At 37.8% G+C, this 19,179-nt stretch carries 24 protein-coding genes; 20 read left to right on the forward strand and 4 right to left on the reverse strand.

Annotation, left to right across the window (positions count from 1 at the left end):
* Positions 1-19: 19 nt before the first annotated feature.
* The 16 genes from CRO25_RS25185 to CRO25_RS25265 all read left to right on the forward strand — a co-directional run bounded on the left by CRO25_RS25185 (position 20) and on the right by CRO25_RS25265 (position 12,609).
* Positions 20-415: a hypothetical protein gene (locus CRO25_RS25185; RefSeq protein ID WP_079696847.1), complete on the forward strand. Its 396-nt coding sequence runs from the start codon at positions 20-22 to the stop codon at positions 413-415.
* Positions 416-501: 86 nt separating this feature from the next.
* Positions 502-2,355, forward strand: a complete 1,854-nt coding sequence (locus tag CRO25_RS25190; protein WP_079696848.1) for a hypothetical protein — start codon at positions 502-504, stop codon at positions 2,353-2,355.
* Positions 2,356-2,385: 30 nt separating this feature from the next.
* Positions 2,386-3,159 (forward strand): stalk domain-containing protein, encoded by a 774-nt coding sequence (locus CRO25_RS25195; RefSeq protein WP_079696849.1) that lies wholly within the window; start codon positions 2,386-2,388, stop codon positions 3,157-3,159.
* A 197-nt stretch (positions 3,160-3,356) separates the two neighbouring features.
* Positions 3,357-3,617: a hypothetical protein gene (locus tag CRO25_RS25200; protein WP_079696850.1), complete on the forward strand. Its 261-nt coding sequence runs from the start codon at positions 3,357-3,359 to the stop codon at positions 3,615-3,617.
* Positions 3,618-4,064: 447 nt separating this feature from the next.
* Entirely contained in the window at positions 4,065-4,412 is a 348-nt protein-coding gene (locus CRO25_RS25210; RefSeq protein ID WP_079696852.1) for a hypothetical protein, read from the forward strand.
* Entirely contained in the window at positions 4,409-6,115 is a 1,707-nt protein-coding gene (locus CRO25_RS25215) for a DEAD/DEAH box helicase (protein WP_079696853.1), read from the forward strand. Before CRO25_RS25210 ends, CRO25_RS25215 begins: the two co-directional genes overlap by 4 nt.
* Before the next feature lie 72 nt (positions 6,116-6,187).
* Positions 6,188-6,571, forward strand: a complete 384-nt coding sequence (locus CRO25_RS25220) for a hypothetical protein (RefSeq protein WP_079696854.1) — start codon at positions 6,188-6,190, stop codon at positions 6,569-6,571.
* Positions 6,572-6,647: 76 nt separating this feature from the next.
* Positions 6,648-7,277: a hypothetical protein gene (locus CRO25_RS25225; RefSeq protein WP_079696855.1), complete on the forward strand. Its 630-nt coding sequence runs from the start codon at positions 6,648-6,650 to the stop codon at positions 7,275-7,277.
* 18 nt (positions 7,278-7,295) lie between these two features.
* Positions 7,296-7,697 carry a hypothetical protein gene (locus CRO25_RS25230; RefSeq protein WP_079696856.1) on the forward strand — a complete coding sequence of 134 codons (402 nt, stop codon included), beginning with the start codon at positions 7,296-7,298 and terminating at the stop codon, positions 7,695-7,697.
* A gap of 17 nt (positions 7,698-7,714) precedes the next feature.
* Positions 7,715-8,143 carry a hypothetical protein gene (locus CRO25_RS25235; RefSeq protein ID WP_079696857.1) on the forward strand — a complete coding sequence of 143 codons (429 nt, stop codon included), beginning with the start codon at positions 7,715-7,717 and terminating at the stop codon, positions 8,141-8,143.
* Between the two features lie 245 nt (positions 8,144-8,388).
* Positions 8,389-8,631 carry a hypothetical protein gene (locus CRO25_RS33100; RefSeq protein WP_143806595.1) on the forward strand — a complete coding sequence of 81 codons (243 nt, stop codon included), beginning with the start codon at positions 8,389-8,391 and terminating at the stop codon, positions 8,629-8,631.
* A 141-nt stretch (positions 8,632-8,772) separates the two neighbouring features.
* A complete protein-coding gene (locus CRO25_RS25245) occupies positions 8,773-9,594 on the forward strand; it encodes a hypothetical protein (protein ID WP_079696859.1) in 822 nt (273 codons plus the stop codon).
* A 408-nt stretch (positions 9,595-10,002) separates the two neighbouring features.
* Positions 10,003-10,293, forward strand: a complete 291-nt coding sequence (locus tag CRO25_RS25250; protein ID WP_079696860.1) for a hypothetical protein — start codon at positions 10,003-10,005, stop codon at positions 10,291-10,293.
* A 35-nt stretch (positions 10,294-10,328) separates the two neighbouring features.
* Positions 10,329-10,907: a hypothetical protein gene (locus CRO25_RS25255; protein ID WP_079696861.1), complete on the forward strand. Its 579-nt coding sequence runs from the start codon at positions 10,329-10,331 to the stop codon at positions 10,905-10,907.
* A gap of 78 nt (positions 10,908-10,985) precedes the next feature.
* Positions 10,986-11,486 (forward strand): hypothetical protein, encoded by a 501-nt coding sequence (locus tag CRO25_RS25260; protein WP_079696862.1) that lies wholly within the window; start codon positions 10,986-10,988, stop codon positions 11,484-11,486.
* A gap of 337 nt (positions 11,487-11,823) precedes the next feature.
* On the forward strand, positions 11,824-12,609 hold the full coding sequence (locus CRO25_RS25265) for a hypothetical protein (RefSeq protein ID WP_079696863.1): 786 nt from the start codon (positions 11,824-11,826) through the stop codon (positions 12,607-12,609).
* Positions 12,610-12,855: 246 nt separating this feature from the next.
* Here CRO25_RS25265 and CRO25_RS25270 read toward each other — a convergent pair whose 3' ends face one another.
* Together CRO25_RS25270 and CRO25_RS33530 are read right to left on the reverse strand one after the other, a co-directional pair.
* Positions 12,856-13,086 carry a hypothetical protein gene (locus tag CRO25_RS25270; protein ID WP_079696864.1) on the reverse strand — a complete coding sequence of 77 codons (231 nt, stop codon included), beginning with the start codon at positions 13,084-13,086 and terminating at the stop codon, positions 12,856-12,858.
* 70 nt (positions 13,087-13,156) lie between these two features.
* Complete coding sequence (locus CRO25_RS33530) at positions 13,157-13,330, reverse strand: hypothetical protein (RefSeq protein WP_179132258.1); 174 nt, start codon at positions 13,328-13,330, stop codon at positions 13,157-13,159.
* A gap of 118 nt (positions 13,331-13,448) precedes the next feature.
* Here CRO25_RS33530 and CRO25_RS25280 point away from each other — a divergent pair, with 118 nt between their 5' ends.
* From CRO25_RS25280 to CRO25_RS25305, 4 genes are all read left to right on the forward strand, one after another.
* On the forward strand, positions 13,449-14,687 hold the full coding sequence (locus CRO25_RS25280; protein WP_179132259.1) for a DNA polymerase IV: 1,239 nt from the start codon (positions 13,449-13,451) through the stop codon (positions 14,685-14,687).
* On the forward strand, positions 14,684-15,049 hold the full coding sequence (locus CRO25_RS25285) for a YolD-like family protein (RefSeq protein WP_079696867.1): 366 nt from the start codon (positions 14,684-14,686) through the stop codon (positions 15,047-15,049). Before CRO25_RS25280 ends, CRO25_RS25285 begins: the two co-directional genes overlap by 4 nt.
* A gap of 671 nt (positions 15,050-15,720) precedes the next feature.
* A complete protein-coding gene (locus CRO25_RS25300) occupies positions 15,721-16,614 on the forward strand; it encodes a DNA ligase (RefSeq protein ID WP_079696869.1) in 894 nt (297 codons plus the stop codon).
* Positions 16,615-16,715: 101 nt separating this feature from the next.
* Complete coding sequence (locus CRO25_RS25305; RefSeq protein ID WP_079696870.1) at positions 16,716-17,384, forward strand: SOS response-associated peptidase; 669 nt, start codon at positions 16,716-16,718, stop codon at positions 17,382-17,384.
* Positions 17,385-17,963: 579 nt separating this feature from the next.
* On the opposite strand, the gene CRO25_RS25310 is transcribed toward CRO25_RS25305, so the two are convergent.
* Both CRO25_RS25310 and CRO25_RS25315 read right to left on the reverse strand, forming a co-directional pair.
* A complete protein-coding gene (locus CRO25_RS25310; RefSeq protein ID WP_079696871.1) occupies positions 17,964-18,560 on the reverse strand; it encodes a hypothetical protein in 597 nt (198 codons plus the stop codon).
* 309 nt (positions 18,561-18,869) lie between these two features.
* Entirely contained in the window at positions 18,870-19,088 is a 219-nt protein-coding gene (locus tag CRO25_RS25315; protein WP_079696872.1) for a hypothetical protein, read from the reverse strand.
* Positions 19,089-19,179 lie beyond the last annotated feature (91 nt).

Raw genomic sequence — 19,179 nt, forward strand, 5'->3', positions numbered from 1 at the left:
GAAGGGATGAGTAATTCACATGTACAAAAAAGTTATTATTCTAACAGTAATCACGATTTTAATGTTTGTATTTGCGGTGCCGGCGTTTGCTGAATCCGGTTTAAGCATACCTTCAACCAATACCAAAAAAGAATTAGATATATCTACAGTAGACGGAGGTCGTTTCTCTAGTGCGATGGATTCCCTTACGGGTGACACTCAAACGGTTGGAGGAAAGCTGGCTTATCCTCTTTTCTTCTTTTGTTTAATTTTCGGCATATTGCTTTGTGTCGGCGGGATATTTTCGAAGAAGCTTCTAGCTGCAGGTGGACTTTCCTTAGTCCTAGGGTTTGCAATTCTGCTCGTTCTTGGCGATCTTGGGAAAGCGGTAGATTACATGGATTACGTAGCCGTAACCATAAGAAATTATTTCTGATTATTATCACGAAGAGTGACGGAATCCCGTCACTCTTTTTTTGTATTAAGGCATAAGAGCATTTAAATGAAGAGGGAGGGTAACTTATGCACATAGCTGTCATTTGTAAGCAAGCAAATTACGATAGAATCTCTGCTGCACTGATCGAACTTAATTCTCAACTACAGATATCACAACCATTGACTAGTTGGAATACAGCTCTGGAATATATCCATGGTGCCAAAATTGATGGAGTTGTGATTGAAGAAAGTATCTCCTTTTTTAGCCAGGTTAGCTCCTTACCGCTACCTAGCTTAGTGTACTCCGGTCATCATCGTGATTTTAGGGATGCCGCAAAAAAATGGATTACTTCCCTAGGATTAGCGATAACTTCAATGAACGAAGAGACAGAAGATAGTAAACAAGAAACGGAAGTAATCAGTACATCTCCGGACAATAATCAATCGAAGAAACTCAAAACAGGTACAAAAGTAGCTATTGTAGCCAAGGATTCAAATCTGGTGGAACTGATCACTTCATTTGGGGGAATACAGATTGTTGCAAGTACAAGTTCTTTCCAGGATGTGATGTCTCTGGAGACGCTAAATCACCCCGAAGTAATCTTTATTGAAGAAGGGGTGATGCCAAAAGAAGAGTCCACTCTACGTGAACTTAAAATCAATCAAATTGTTACGGAGTATAAGGATATGGTAGGCGTAAGACTAGTGATGATGCTCTTCGAACGTAAGAATACTCGATTGTATAAGAAAATGATTGAAAAAGGCTTTTACAACTTTCTAGCTAAAAATAATGTTACTTCAGCAGACATTGAACGGTTAATAAAGGTGCCGCGTACACGCCAAGATACAATCGATTACCAGGATGAAGAACCGGTTGAGCCTGTTCAGGTAGAGTATGAAGTTCAGCAATCCAATCAATCAGAGAAGAAGAACCAACCTGATGAAAACAGTAAACCGTCAGCAGTCATCTCAATGGAGGAGCCGATTGCAAAAAAGAGCTTTCTAATGTCGAGAGTGGTAGAAGATGCTGGAGTTGCAACAGTCAAAGAGGAGTTCTTACACAATCCAGAAGAGAGTGCTAAAGAGAGTAGGGAAACTTCACAAACTATTGCTGTTCTTGAAACTCCTGAACCTGCCGTTCCAAAACCAACAAAGAGAAAGCCATTTTTTCAAAATATTTTTCGCAAAGCAAACCAGACTGAGTTTATTTTACAAACATCTTCTCCTGACCAGGTGGAGAAAATGAAGAATGAAGAGATAGAGAGAGTAACTAATCATACTGTTTTTGCATACCCAATGCCGCATAGGGTCCTTTTTTATTCACCAAAAGGTGGAGCTGGTACTACATCCATCGTGGTAGATCTTGCTGAAGGAGCAGCTGTTAATGCACTCGGCGTAGCTGAGATATCGTATAGCTATGGTCAAATTGCAGGCAGACTTGGTTTGCATCCTTCTTATACCATTGCTGACAGCCCGGACGGCATGGAAGAATTGGCGGTATGTAAAGACAAGTATCTTTGCTCACCGTGGATTTATTCTGTCAAAAAGCCGTTTAATGACACGTTGGTAAAGGAATGGCTGGTCAGAGCGGAACGTGCATTTGGAGGAAAGACCATATTGGCAGATTTACAGAGTCAAAGTTCACCTTTGATATTAATGGCTTCGCATGAGTGGTGTACGAAGTCTATATGGGTTGTACAAAACACCTCCTATCATCTAGGTATGGCTGACATGCAGATGTCTCATTTGAAGAAAATGGGGAATGAGTGGCGGAAAGTAGGGATTCTCATTCAAGGTGGTACCAAAGAACAGTTACCTTGGGAAGAAGTATTGGGAATACCTGTGATTGGTACACTGCCATCAGATATGTTAAGTAAGGATTGGAAAATGAATATGCAAGATATAATGGCCGAGTATTTAGGCATGCCGGTGATGGTTTGAAGCAAACAAATTTTGAGGAGGCATCACAAAATGAATTATAAAAAAAAATTTATTAATGCTGGCTTACTTACAGCAGTTGTATCACTACTTATCGCAGGATCGGCATTTGCAAAAACAACCACTTCTATTCAAGCGACTATTGAGAGCCATATTAAAGTAATAAAAGATGGCCAAGAACTAATGCTAAGAAATGAACAAGGTAAGAAGGTGGAACCTGTAATGATAGAGGGCAGTGTTTATGTACCACTTAGAGCAATTAGTGAGACGGTGGGATGGGAAGTGGATTGGGATAATAGTGTTAAATCCATAACTTTAACTGAACCTGATAGTGGTATTGATCCCAATCAGCCATTGAATCCAGTTGAAGCTCCAGTAAGACCGATTTCACTAGTCGATTTTCCGGGAACAATTGATAGCAAGCTCCTTTTGTCCACGGTACAATCTGATCTTCAGATTGGTACAGTTTCTTTCGCCCAAGGTGGGATAATAAAAGGAAAGTCAGCACGTACAACCATTGATTTTGGTGGAGAGAGTTTTGAGACACTAAACTTGTTTATGGGGGTTAAGAAAACTGCTCCAACATCGGTAAAAAATAGTCCTACAAATGTGAATGAACCTGTAGAGGTCCGCTTCTTAGAAATTGATGGGAAGAAAGAAATCTCATTCTTCACAACGAACATTCGACCAACAGACGGCGTTAAGAAATTCACTGTAGATCTTAAAGGGAAGAAGAAAATTAGAATCGCGATTACGAGTGATTTAACGGATACACAGTTAATTTTAGGTGATCCAATGTTCGAGTGAATTAATGTTATTTTTCCGGAAGTTTTCAAATCTTAAATCAGTGATATCATTCTACTTGTCCTTACGAATTAGTCGTAAAAAGATTATCAAATAAAAGTTATATGAAGTAGATTGTTTGTGTCACTTTATTGTGCGACACAAACAATCTAGTGTTACATAAGTTTCGTGGGGACAAGAAAAGGAAGGAGTACTGATTAATGGCTTTAAGTTTTGAACGAATTCCGGAAGTGAAACAAAAGATTAATACTATAAAAATGAAGGAAGCAAATTCATACTGGGTTTGGACAAAAAAAGCACAAGAACGAAACCCTAAGCGATCTCGGGCAGGAGAAAGAATATGGGACAGTTATCAATATAAAGCACCTGAATGTTGGTTAACTGAAGGTCTCATTCTCGATGCTTTAAATAATTCTCAAGATCGGCAACTAGAGCTTAACGATTTCATGAAATGTGATTAAAAAAGACGCCTGTACATTGGGCGTCTTCTTACATTTGTAATACCGAAAACTGATGCTAAATTTGTAATGACAATAAATAAATTTAGGAGTGATGAACATGTTAAGTCAACTTAAAGGCAGATTTACATTGATAGGAGGTCGCATCCTATTATCACCACTTAATGCATCGATGGGCTCACATTTGTATGCCGCGGTAAAGGCCTACTACTGGATTAGATTGATTAATACTGGGAAGCGACCAACAAAGTGGAATAAGCCTACTTCCAAGGGGACTAGAGTAACTTTTGAGTTTCTCAAGAACGATGAGGACATTCTGAAAGCATTAGATGAATTGGATGATTACGTAAGTCATGTAAACCAAACTTTGCCGATCGATCTTTCATTAGATCGACATGTATAAAGAGCACTTATCTAAAGTGTAATCCAACTGAAAGGATGATTGAACGTATGTCATATATTGAATTAGCCGATCTGTTAAGAGTACAACGATTTCGTACAGTACAAGAAAAACAAACTCAATTGGATGTCGAGAACTTTCTTATTTCTATTAATGCCATTTTTGAAAGAGAAAAGAGATTGTCTGCCAGTGACATTCCAGATTTCTTGATTAATGGCGTTGTTCTGGAAGTGAAAACAAAATATTCGCGTATGGCAATCTACAAACAATTAGAACGCTATTCAAAACATGAAGAAGTTAAAGCACTCATTCTTTTGACGGGAACTAGTATTCAACTGCCTGCAGAGATTAACGGTAAGCCGGCTCTGGTTGTGTCGCTGGGGGAGGGGTGGTTGTGAAGAAAGTTGGTAAACTTTATCTAATGGACAACCAGTGGGTTATGGAGAACATCCCGCCACATATTTCAATTCGACTTAAACAATTATTTCCCCGTGTCCCTAAATGGCAAACCGATCGTTTTGTTTTTCCGAATGATACTACGCATTGTGCAGACATATCCTGGTTTACGCAGCGGTATCCATTAAAGATGACGGAAATCGATATGGATCTGCTCCAGCTTGGAAATGAAAAGTTCAACAGGGATCAACTTGAAATGGAACAGATCATGCATCCTGACTATATTCCATCCAAACTTGTCGGTCTTCGTGAGGGTCAGAATGTTCGTCTTTATCAAGCCCAAGCTTCAGCACTATGCTATAAACGAGGCTCCTTATTGTTAGGAGATGATGTAGGGTTAGGTAAAACATACTCAGCTGCTGCTTTCATGCTGGAACATAATACACTCCCCGCAATAGTGGTAATGCAAACACACCTACAGAGCCAATGGCAAGAAAAGTTAGAATTATTTACAACGTTGAGAGTACATAAAATTAAAGGCACGAGGCCTTATAACTTACCTGAAGCAGATGTATACCTATTCAGATACAGTCAGTTGCTCGGATGGATTGATACTTTTGAGGGTGGGTTCTTTAAAACAGTGATTTTTGATGAGATCCAAGAATTACGGACCGGAGTTGAGAGTGGTAAAGGTCGAGCTGCCTTTAAACTATCAAATGAGGTTAAGTATCGTCTTGGTTTGAGCGCGACACCAATCTATAATTACGGGACGGAAATATGGAATATAATGGAATTTATTAATCAAGGTATACTCGGTTCATATGACGAGTTCGTTCGTGAATGGTGTACTGGTGGTGCACGTAGCGTTCGTGATCCGGATGCTCTTGGAACATATCTAAGAGAACAGAATGTGATGTTGCGCAGAACTAAAAGAGATGTTGGTCAACAAATGCCACCAGTGAACGTAATTGTTGAACATATTGATTCAAATAGAGATGCACTGAAATCCGTTGAAGATTTGGCACGTCAGTTAGCGATGAAAGTCACCTATGGGACATTTTTCGAGAGAGGACAAGCTGGCCGAGAGTTGGATCTGTTAGTACGGCATGCGACTGGTGTATCTAAAGCCCGCAGCGTAGCTCAATATGCAAAATTATTATTAGAAGCCGAGATTCCTATAATGTTAGTGGGGTGGCATCGAGATGTTTACGACATTTGGCTTGAGGAGTTATCCGGTTATACACCGGCCATGTATACAGGCAGCGAGTCCGAAAAGCAGAAAAATGAATCGGTACGTCGGTTTATTGAAGGTGAGACTAATCTCTTCATTATGTCATTACGAAGTGGTGCTGGCATAGATGGTCTTCAATATAGATGTTCAACTGTTATTGCGGGAGAATTAGATTGGTCCCCTAAAGTCCATGAGCAAGTGATTGGTAGAGTAAATAGAGAAGGTCAAGTGGACAACATAACAGCCATTTATTTGAACACGGATGAAGGTTCTGATCCACCAATGGTTGAAATTCTCGGCATAAAAGCTTCTCAATCCCTCGGAATCATGGACCCTGGCAAACAACTTGAGGCAAAACACTCAGATAAGAGTCATATTAAAGCACTTGCACAACGTTTTATTGATAAAAAATTGCTCAATCAAATGCAAGAGAGTCAATTAGATCTGACCATGAGCATGGTGGACCAGCTTTAAGTGATTCGCCCAAATAATTCAGCATGGTGCAGTTTTGCAATAAAAATTATATCTCAAGAGGAGAAGCTAAGTATGACAGGATACTATTTAACTATTGGATTTCACGATGGTGATTTTGAGGTTGAGGTGCTTGTAGAAGAAAATATTGAAAACGAACAAGCAGAAGCACGTGGAAATAGTTCGTTTTATCATAGAGCACACTTACATGATACCAAAATCGTAATCAATGAGAATTTTACCATTTACAAAGATGATCTGGAAAAGTACCAATTTAGAGTTTGTAGAGTAAAGAAGTCGATTGTTTCTCTTTCCGATTACGAACCTTTAACCTGGGAAGAAGCTTTAGAATATTTAAGTTCAGAGGGGATACAGCTCCCCTTCAGTTTAGAGTCTTATTATTATGGAGTAAACAAGATGGGACTAAATCCATTTGAGATCAGAGATATGGAATCTTAAGGTCTTGTGGATTTTCAATTAGAGGTCGAATAAAGCTTTCAAAAGCTTATTCTGTATAACAAAGGAGCCTTTAGAGATGTCGAATCAATTAGAAGAAGAAACCATGATGAATCAATCCGTAGATGCTAACAGTCATAAGTATTTTGTCATAATCAAGACAAACGATACGAATAAAGTCATAGAAGTAGCTACAGACGCAATGTTAAAGAATGAAGCTGAATTGATCAAAGACAAGCTGAATTCTGAGTTGGATCTTACTAAGGAACAAGCTGTTTTAAAGCTTGATGAGGAGAACGATGAAGTGTTCGAGGTTACCGTTGGGATTAGTCATAACCGTAAAAAACTCAATCCATTTGTTATTTATGCAAAAGTAGACATCAATGATATCTCATTTCGCAGGCGACTCGAGACATGCTCCGAACAAATTCTTTTCTATGAATGTAGCTCTATTCTATCCAAAATACTCATACGAAAACATTATAAGTTTAAATTTCTGGAGTATAGCCAGTTAGACAAGACTCGTAATATAAGTGTGAACAGAACTTTTATGCAACAACAATTATTTGTACACCAATTTGAAGTAGGTTTTTTGGAAGAAGCTGATGCAAGGAAATTTGCTGTCGAGCTTCGTAAATTCTTAGGTAAATATTACAAAAACCAATACGAAATCTTTAATGCAGAACAATGGATGATTGCACTTCAATAAGAATAGGGGGGCATACTTATGAGTTTGAGAGAAAAATTAGTTTCTTATCATGAAACTGTAGAACAAATGAAAGAGCTCAATGATGAATATGAGCTGCTAATGAAATTGGAAGCTAAGTATTCAAACTCGGTGACCATTGAAGATATAATTCAAAGTTTGGATGGGAGAATGGCTCAGCTAATAGATCGTACACAACGTTTAAAGGAATTAACGGGTCACATCGCTGGTTCTAGCCCTCGAATAGTTTTACACTCAATAATTAATGATGAGAGTATAGTGCTGAGTGACTTGGCGGATCAGTTTAGAGTTTCTCTAGCAGAACTGAATGATGCTATTGAAGTTAACGAGGGCAAACCACTTGTAAATCAAGTGTTGACTCATTTCGGTTTACCAACAGAATATTATCGTAAATTCATATAGCTAGGAGGGGACACAAATTGAAGCGTGTTTTGCATACCAATTATTATGATAATTTATTGGCAGAAGTTGAAGTAGCTCGTGTCGCTATAGATGTTACTGATCAGGAAGCATCGAATAGGTGTGAGAACGCTATCATTATTTTACGAAATGATCACATCGTTGTACTTTCCGACTTTAAGAAAACAATTATAACCGATGGTGACCGCGAATTGTATTCTTTTGAAATTGTCGTAAAGGACCAACCACCTCCAATCGATCCAAGAACACTTTCGCATCAGCAAATACTTGAATTACTTGAAGATTCAGCATACATGCTGAAAGAAGAGAACGTTCGTAAAGTACCTTGGTCCATTTCCCAGGCTTATCAATGGTTGAAACAAAGCGAACCCTCTCGAATAGAGTTTGTGCTTTCTTCGTCGGCATATCGTGTTGAGAGTAAAATTTGATAAAAGAATATAAGATTTGGTTTGCACTTACATATATCTGAGTGAGATCATTCTGCTGAAAGTATTTTTTATCAAGAACAAGTTGCAGATCTGCTGTGAAGGGAGAATATATGGGAAACAGAATACGCAACTTTGATATTGGTAACTGTGATTATTGCTGTGAGAATAGACGGATTTTGAAGCGACATTATGATAAGTATGGTGATCATATTCTCAGTGAATGTATGCATGGCTGTAGTAATCCTATGAGCGAAGCAAAAAGATTATCAAAGGGTCTGAAATTTGAGGTTATCGAACTGGAGAGGTTGGAGATAACTTATATTGATAGTCTCTGGCGTGTAGTATGCTTGGATTCCAACGCAAAGAGGTTTGAAAGAAAGTTAGTAAGGCTGAACGTTGAAACGTCTGAGAGGCTTAGAGAGATCGTTGAAGGCTGCATTTCATATGTTGAACTAAATGCATTGAATCTGAAAATTAATCATGACTAATGTGCTTTATTTATGACTCCTGCACTTTAGCAAAAGCTTAACTTTAAATGTTGTTTAAGTCTGCCTTCTGAGCAGACTTTTCATTTTCTTTACATATAGTATATTGGGTGAATATTATCTTAAGTAGGCGAGGAGAAGTTTATGCAAAAATTAATAAAGGATTGGGCATTTACAACGAAACAAGTCAGTTATCTGGATTTGATGCTACAGAATGAAGGTAGAATTCTCATTATTGGAACAAAACTTGATGAGATAACTGAACTTAAGAAATACTTATTAAGCATTACTCATGCTTTAGAAGGGTTGAAGTATGCTGATACAAATTTGCAGAAATCCGCATTAGAAAATGAAGAAGAAAACTCACGTATCGTCGTACTAAGTACAATGGAATACACTGAAGAAAAACATGTTCTGTATTTCCAAGAGGAAAGAATCCTAAGAGCTCTAGCATTAAAATTTAATCTGGTGATCGAAATCGACAATAACATGGTTTTGAATTTTTCTCCCATCACAATTCATGATCATCTTATTTCACAGGCAACGAAAAAACTTGATGAAATAGAGAAGTCGAGTGCTCATCATATTGGCTCATATGTAAGGTACCTATGGTTAAAAGACCTTGACCCTGCGGAACTCGCAGCAATCCAACTTGCAGCATTAAACAGAGGTATTGAAAATGGAGGACTATCTGGTTGGTATCAAGATGGTGATTCAGCAGTGGAAGACATCAATACACTGATTGAATTTGGTAAGCAAGGTACGAGTATGAATATTGATGATTTTTCCTTCTTTTGTGATTGGTTAGTTCAAGTGAAGTCTAAATATGTTACGAAAATGGCCGAATATAGTGAGTTGGATGAACAATTCGAAAAAGATGAAACTGAATTGACGGAGAGATATTTATCTTGGTCCAATCGTCTCGAGGCGTTTGACGCTTTTCTTAGTAAATTGGCCAATAACTAACTATTCTTAACATTGGGCCTCTAGCAGATTAGATGCGTTAATCTGTCGGGCATTAATAAGCAACCCCATGTACAGTTTTGAACTGACATGGGGTTGCTTACTTAATAAAGGTAAATTGGCATGAGAATATACAACCACTTATAGATATTTATTTTTTAATACATGAAAAGATGAAAATAATAAGAGAAAATGACCATAAATGTATTGCGTGATTTACATTTTGAATATATCATGAATACGATATGGATTATAAACACTATAAATGTTATGGGCTATGATGCTACATAGTACTTGTTCTTGAGATAGTTTTTCGCATTTGTAACACCTCAGTCCAAGAGCTACGAAAATTTGTGGATCTGTTACAAAGAGCTACACAACTACATTAGACATATTATAAGGCGGGATACAATGGATCATTCGGTGTTTGAATTTTTAAGGCTAGCGGGCGTGAACAGAAGCAATTTGAGGGTTGTACTGAACCAACATCCAGAGATGGAAAAATGGATTAATACTACAATACATCAAGGAAGAAAATACAACATTTCATTAATTATGGCAGGCGATGAGCAACTCAAGGTTACTTTCAATAATGAAACGGTTACTATTCCAATGAATGAAGGGTTAGATGTTATAGAAAATGGTATAGAGATGTTAATGAAGAAATACCCGTTATCTGTTTTTCAGAATGAAGGTGAATAAGTGAGTTATTACTTATATTGGTAGGGGATTTATATATGAATGAAGACTATTCTTTGATTAAGAATGAAGATGGGTACACAGTTGTTTTTGATGACGGTAAAAAAATAACTATAAGTAAAGCAGAACTTGAAAACAGTATTGACCGACCAATACCAAAATTAAATTGGAAACAAAAAATAAGTAGTGCAATGGATAGGTTCCAACTCCCAAAACCTTTCCGAGCATTATTATTTCTCAGGACTGAGGAAGAAAAACGAACCTACATAAGCAGCCTTCCTGAGCATTCTGTTGAATCACTAACAACAATGATTGCTTATGTGATACTTAAAGGAAACATACTAGAAAAAGCTATAGAAATGGGAGTTGCCGTACCGGAAAAGTTGGCTTCTTTTTTTATCGAGATAGATGACAAGGTAAAAAAGACTGGAGAGATTACGGTTAATAGTGTGAAGACTGCCGTTGAGACAACTAAAAATATCGTGAGTGGAACGATAGTCATTCTATTCGGCATAGTGCTGTTTACCAACCCAGTTTTATTAGCAATTATCTTACCACTCTTTCTTGCGGCAGATGTCATCAGTCTCTTTCAAGATAGTCCGGAAACTGAAGAATAATGCGGTTTAACACATTTCAATACAAAATATCAGTATAGATCTAAATTTAGCTATAAAAAAATAGGAGTTGAAACAACTATGGGCACTACTACCTCGGAAGAGATCTTTCCTTCAACTAATGATGAGTTAAAAGGACAACTAACTCGCACTAGAAAATATAATATTCCTATTAATGTCAACTTAAACTCTACCAATAAAATTTATGATGAATATCCTCTAGCTTTACCACTTACTCAAGAGCACATAGAGGTTTTTAGAAAAGTTCATCTACTTTTAAACCAACATTTAATCAATGAGAACGGAGATCTTCCTCCTTCAGCAACCGGGACGCAGACCGCCTTTGGTTTATCAGAAAGGGATAAGTTATACTTTGTCCTGAAAGAATTTTTACCGGAAGTAAATGAAGCTTCAATTAATGAGACGCTTGTTGTATTAGAAGGGTTTGTAGATCAGGGGAAAGCTGTGAAGATACCTGAGATGAGAAACATTAAAACAACATTGCATCAACAAATGATTTTGGAGATTCTCAGGATGTACGATAGTGATAGCGATTATGTAAAAGTTCATATTGTCACTTAATGAAAAGCGTTCCTGGCTGCCAGGGCGCTTTTTTCATTTCTCACCTATGACTCTAAGCTACTCTACCTTGTACACACTGGATTATCGAACTACACAGTGTCTGGATGGCACTAAGTTGGAACTTCAAAGAGGAGGAGAATTTTACTTCTCTACAAGTAACCAGAAAGTCACGTGAAACAACATCAGTGAATAACAGCGGGTACCTTAATTTTATTGAATAGGAGAATATCCAGATATCCAATTGTAGGGTTGAATAAATGTTAGTCCCACTTGTGACGATAATAAGAAATAGTGAGGAAATTTCAGGAATCCACATTCATGGGGAAGGAGTAGAGAAATGAAGTTTTTGGATCGTATTTTTAAGAATAATGTGCCAAAGAAAAGAAAGAAGAAAATACAGCTTTTAGTGAATCAAATCATAGATGAATTTTCTTTGGATGGAATTGTAGAAGTGGTGTATACCGACAGCTTGCCAATGAGACAGGGGAGGTTTGACCGTTTCAAGAGTCTTGTGATAATTGGAATTAAGGAAACTCTTGATACAAGTAAAACAATAACAGATGAAGATTGGCTAGCCTTTAAAAATACAATTCATCATGAGCTCACTCATGCGAAGAATTATATATCATTGGATCATTCTACTAAGGAAAAGATCAATAACCAATTATATAGCCTTAAGCACTTCGCTTATAAGTTAATTGATGAATATAGTGCATATTCATCTGCTGACGGAAAATACAGACAAACCGGTATAGGTAGTTCAGAAGAGACAATCCAAAGAGCGCTAAGGCCGCTGTGGTCCAATGATTATTTTGTGGAACAGACTACTTCACAAAATGGTTTCAATGATGCAATGAGATATGAGCATTTCGTTGATCTGTGTACTGCAGTTCTCGTTCACAGTATTCGTAACGATAAGTTTCCCTCATTTAAAGAGACATACACCGGGTACAATGAGATGTGTAAATCCCTTGTAAGTATTTTGGAGAAATATAGTGCTCAACTTCCGCTTAATCACGAGGAATATGAAAAAGCAAGTTTGAGAATATGGGAAGCCTTGCTTATAATGGTTCCGGAGAACAAAGTTGCTTTATTCAAGAGAAATGTAGGAATTATCTTCTAGTATCGCATGAGGAAGCCTCAGTGGATGATTTGAAAAGAAGAAGGAATGATGTGATTTTCGAATATCAACATCACCGAAACCCGTGCATGGCCACCCAGAATGGGTAGCGGACACAACAGTTAATAAAGCATAGGTTTAAACAAGAAAAGGCGATTATTTCCTACATTTAGTAGAGAAATAGTCGCCGTTTTGATAATTTATTTGTATTACTGATTAATCCGTTTAAAAGATGGTAGGTTTAAATAATTATAATTTCGTCAAATCATTAGAAGCAAAGTCCCAGTTGTAAACTTCACCAGTGAGCATATCTACATAGTACCAACCGTACGTTGCAATATGCGTTGGCATATCTTCAAAGGCGCGTACTACATTGTATCCTCCATCAGTTCCCTCATCCATAAAATGCAAGTTGTATTTGTCTGCATCCTTTTTGATCTTGTTATATACGAACTTACTCGCATTATCCTCCAATTGCATTACTTATACTTCGGACAGGTACATATGTAGTATTGTTGTACGTTATTGTATCTGGTGTTAATTTCTTTGATCAATCTACATAAATATTTACTTTCTGTAGGAACCCTTTAATTTTTGTTCCACCAGCAGCATATGCTGATACACCTGTTAGCATTGAGCCAATAGTAATTCCAATTATGAGTCCTTTAACTTTGTCCTTCAACCGAATATCCCCATTTCCTTTGTAGTCACTGATGTATTCCATACATAACATAGAAATCCTTCTGGTATTATAAATATTTACCTCTTGCATAAAGAACGTGTGTTCGTTATATAATAAGGACAAACAAGTGTTCTTATTTTTTTGTGGGAGTGAAAAAATGATGGCTAAGCAAAGAACAATCATGTTAATTGATATGCAGAGCTTTTATGCATCCGTTGAGAAGGCAAAGATGCCTGAATATCGGAATAAACCTCTAGCGGTAGCGGGAGATCCTGCAAGACGATCTGGTATCATATTGGCAGCTTGTCCTTTGGCAAAAGCTAAGGGTGTTTCAACTGCTGAACCACTTTGGCAATCCCTTCAGAAGTGTCCCGAGCTAATTATTGTAAGACCACATATGCAGGAGTATATCGAAGTTTCGACTCAAATTATGAGTATTATTGAAGAATTTTCCGACTTGGTGGAACCGTATAGTATTGACGAGATGTTTATTGACGTGACAGGCTCACTTCATCTGTTTGCGAATGATCCAGTGGACTTGGCAAAACAGATCCAAGACAAAATATTTAATGCTACCGGCGTTTATGCCAGGGCTGGCATTGGGGAAAACAAAATAATCAGTAAGCTTTGCTGTGATATGATCGCAAAAAAGGTGGAAGGAGGCGTATTCCACTTAAAAAAAGATGAGCTGCATAAACATATTGGCCAAAAACCTATCCGAGATATGTGGGGGATCGGTTCAAGGATGGAAAAGCATCTTTGGAAAATGGGGATTAGGACGATTGAAGATCTTGCAAAAACACCTCTAACCAAATTGAGAAGCAAATGGGGAGTCAATGGAGAGGTTATTTGGAGAGTGGCGAACGGCATTGACTCCAGCCCTGTATCGACTGATTCTTATAGTGTACAAAAAGACATAGGAAATGCGATGACCCTTCCAAGAGACTATACTGAAGCGTGGGAAATTGCTGTTGTAATCCAAGACATCTGTACAGAAGTGTGTAGAAGAACGCGAAAAAAAGGACTAATGGGTAGTGTAGTTACGATGAGCTTATCTGGAGCTGACTTTGATCATCCAACTGGGTTTAGTAGACAGGTCAAATTGCCAGATCCCACTAACATCACCGTAGATGTTTGTAAAATTGCCAAACAGTTATTTCATCAGTACTGGGATGGTCAACCTGTTCGTCGAGTAGGAGTTTCTCTTTCAAATTTGTCTAGTGCAGACACGTACCAGCTATCTTTGTTTGATGACCAAGAACAAAAGCGTGCAATCGATAAGGTCATGGATGATATTAAGGATCGTTTTGGAGATATAGCCATACTTCGTGCAAGTTCTATCACTTCTGCAGGTCAGGCCATTGATAGAGCTGCTAAGATTGGAGGACATTATAAATGACTAAGAAACTTGAAGGTAATGGATTATGGGTATCTAGTCGTATGATGCTACCTCAGCAGAGAGAAAGAGTTATCGAGCACCGTAAACAAGAAAACTTCAAATCCAAGCCAATTTTACATGAGGATGAGTGGGAAATCATTGCTCAAAATCTAAGAATGTCATTGAATTACACTTTAGTAGCAGGCATAGAACTATTTCATGAGAGGGGTAACAAATACGTTAGGGGAATTGTTACTTCCGTAAAGGACTTTGGAAAGAAAGTCAAAGTGGAGACGGAATCAGGATTCGAAACTTTAGACTATGATCAAATGGTTTCGGTGAAACTTGAAGAAGGTGATATGGATTATGAGGGAGACTGCTGAAGAGCTTGCTCTGGTAAAAAAACATATTATTTTTCCTTTCTTGATGAGCACCGTAGAAAATGACAAGAATAAGATAGCAGGCTCTAACGTTAAAATGAAGTCTGTATATCTTCAATACTTAGATAACCTTCAGGCTAAGATCTCATTAGATATGTACCAATGTAAGAAGAACCTAAAGGATAACAAGATAATAATCATAGAACAAACAAGATCAGATCTTGGATTAATTGTGAAATACTCGAATAAGGAGTACAAACACAAAATGGACCTGCACTGGAGTAAAGTTAAAGTTGATGTAACACTGCTACTCACAGATTATATGAAGAATAGATATCACTGAACTAAGTATGAAACGGTGAGGGATTTCTCAATGCTTCGCTAGTAAGGTGTTTAGGTCGGGACCTTCGCAAGCTGTCCCTTATGGATCGTAAAGCGATTCTACACAGCCTTAAATTACCCTCAAGTAGTTTTGGACTGTTACCGTATATAGAAAGCTCAGGAGAGGCACTTTACAGCCAGATAGAGGTAATGGGAATGGAGGGGACGGTAGGAAGTAGCTACATAAGAGTGTACAAAAAGAAATATGTACATAATTCTCAGCTATACCAGTGATCTCATATACCTCTGAAGTGCCCAACATGATATGGTCATTATGGAGAGGTGTAGCAAATATGTTGAATCAATTAATTAAACCTATGTTGCTGTATCCGTTGCAGCCATATCAAATAAAAAGCTGGAAAAACAATAGTTTGAAATGGGATGGATTTAGAATACTGATCCACTATGAGAATGGTAAAGTTCGTGCATTTTCAAGGCATGGCACGGAAGTTACATCGAGGTTTCCGGAATTGTTAAATATAAAGCTATCCGTAAAATCAGCGATCCTGGATGGAGAGTGCATAGCATTTGATTTATCCCAGCCCAAGGATCAGCCACCGAAATACTGGTGGGATGATGCTATGGCAAGATTTAATACCAAAACTGAGTCAGGGGTTAAACGAATTGTGACCACGTTAAGGGCTCATTTTCCTTTGTGGGACATTTTATACATGAATGGTGAACCGATAACACAGAAGACCTTCATGGAGCGCAGAGAAGTCCTAGAATCGGTTGTAAAACAATCAGAGACATTATCAGTAACCCCTTTATATGATAACGGGCAGGAACTGTTTAAGAAGGCTAAAGAACTCGGTCTTGAGGGTGTGTGTCAGTATAATGGGGATGCTCCAATGATTTTAAATGGGCGTTCAGAACGTCATGTCGTTAAGGTAAAAGCGTATCAATACATTACCTGCCAGATAGAATCTGTTCGGCTTCAGGGGAGGTTTGGGTGGGGGCTATCTGTAAATGGCAAGTATGTTGGCATGCTAGAATTTCCACCTAGCCATGATAAAATACGTGCGTTTAATCAGATATCAAAGCAACTCATTCGTAGCGAAAGTAAAGGCTGGCGTTATCTTGACCCGATAATAAGTTGCAAAATTAAATTTCAATGTTTCACTAAGGGCGGTAAACTTCGATCTCCAAAGTTTGAAGAATTTTGTACACCTATTTCTGTACAATAATAAAAGTTAAGATATCCTTGATCCATAAGCTAAAGGATAAGTTTGAGCAATTTATTGTGTGATTAATATGTTTTTAAGGCCAAATTCAGGAGGTGCTTTGTATGTGTGGTAGATTTACGATCATTGACCCCTTAGATGCAATCATGGATAGGTACCATGCTTCTATAGCTGATGGTTTCGAATATCGCCCCAACTATAACGCAGCACCAATGCAATACATCCCAACAATTATCGGCAACAAAGATGGTAATCGATTGGGTTCCCTCCGATGGGGACTGGTCCCCGTTTGGGCCAAGGATGACAAGATCGGTAACAAGATGATCAATGCTCGTGCAGAGACATTAACCGAAAAGACTTCCTTCAAGCGTCTAATCAGTTCTAAGCGCTGTATCATTCCGACGAATGGATTCCTCGAATGGCGTAAAGAAGGGAATACCAAACAACCGATGCGGATTTTAATGAAAGACGACAGCCTATTTTCACTTGCCGGGCTGTACGATACCTGGACAGATCCGGATGGAAACAAACTGAGCACGTGTACCATCATCACTACAGAACCGAATAGTGTAATGCAAGACATCCACAATCGTATGCCGGTTATTTTACGGCCTGAAGATGAGGATGAGTGGCTTGGCCAAGACAGTGATGTTCAGTCGTTGCTCGGATTACTCAAACCATATCAATCATCTGAAATGCGGGTATATGAAGTTTCCAAAGAAATAGGAAATGTGCGGAATAACTATGAGGAATTATTGAAAGAAGTAAATTAAGAGTTCAACTGGAGTGGACCCTAGGGGGTTGCACTCTTTTTTTTGGACTGTAAATGTAAATAAATGAAAAAAGACCCATGGCCGGATTAGTGTAGATGAAAGTTTTCAAACAATCATTCACACAAAGAGAATCTACCACGGGTACACATCTCTTACCATAATTGAAAAGTAGCACGCTAAAAATTCTATACCAACAAGATATCAAATTAAAGAGCCATTGAAAGTAACTGAGAAGGCATCATTAGACGATTTGCCGTGAATTGCACCGATAGCGATCTCACAGAGCATCTGACTGAGGAAAAAAATGCATTTTAATGCGATTCTGGAAAAGGTCTTTAATCTACACATTTATTTTGCTAATCTTTACTCGTCTTGGAAACCCGGTTCCAACAAAATGCGAAAGGGTTATGCGAGAGTTTTTGTCTAAAGATACCGATTTCGCCTATGAACGCAGTTTAATAAATTACAGATTATGAAATTGCTTAGGTAGGAGATCCTCTCACGAATCTTTCACTTCAGAGCTCTTGCACTAGGTCTGACAATTCTACGAAATTTATGCTAACGTATTCAGTTAGAATTTTATTTACTCAAGACAGCGATAAGTGTATCTATTTCATTTGAGATTTGTGTATCATCTAGAACATGCTTGGTTTTGTTCAAATGTTCTGAATAGTAATTAATTTTCTTCGCAACTGATATTAGCAGTTGTTGGTGATCACCATAGATGATAGGTGAATCATCTCCAAGTTTGTGACGATTTTTATTGAGAAAGTACTTCTTATCGTAATGAGCAAATAATTGGTCTCGCCACTTTCTAATATTTAAGATTGTGTTGCTTACTTCCAGTTCTTCACGATCTGATCTGACTTGTTCAATAAGAGTTTTATTTTCTATATCAAATAGTTCAGGGTGCACCTCAATAATATTAAGCATTTTGAAGATGGTTCCAAAACCATTTTTATCAAAAATTTTGGCCACAGAAATTATGAATTGGCTATATATCGCGTCCATGGTAAGGTTGAAATATGCTGGGTAAGGTTCGCCTACCTTCGGGTTATCTACTAACTTGTTGTGAAGGTGCATATGTATCTTTAATCTGTTGTTTGCATGGTATATTTCTTCAAATAATTGATCAATAATTTCGGTAAGTCCTTCTTTAGTGTATTTCTCACTCATAGACTTCAAACCCCTTATTGTTTATTTCACATCATTATTTATTATAGCATTTACTTGGGAATTATGGTTACGAATGTATTAATAATAAAGTGGTTGAGTGTCGCTGTTATTATGCTAACGGGTAATAATGCAGCGGATAATTACATCGACAGTTTGATAAGTTAACGGGCAGTAAGCAAATTTAAATCGGTTATGTGGAGCTCAGCTTATAATTTGATATAATTAAGTTACTAAATAAATCTAGCCTTAGGTGGGGGCAGAGGTAATGATTTTCCCAGAAAGACTAATTCACGAATTTCGTTCAACTCCCTAGGTAACGTTTTTTGTAACTCTAAACTCAAACGTCTCCCTAAAAAAACGCTTGCCCGCAATCTTGATTGCTAATCGGTTATATCCTTCGACAACTCCTCCAAAATCAATAATGGTCTCCTGATCCTCCACAACATGCCAAACCGCTACCTGATCCTGCCTAATTGCAGCTACAAAAAAGTCTATATCTCCCTTCAGCACTCTATATGTATGGTTCATGTTATTCACCTCACAATTAATTTCTGTGAGAGTGAAATAAATTCCTTCTTTGTCTGTCTTGAAAGAGTAATTAGTATGTTATATAGATCTA

The organism is Paenibacillus sp. RU5M, from assembly GCF_900221055.1.
Taxonomy (GTDB): domain Bacteria; phylum Bacillota; class Bacilli; order Paenibacillales; family Paenibacillaceae; genus Paenibacillus; species Paenibacillus marchantiae.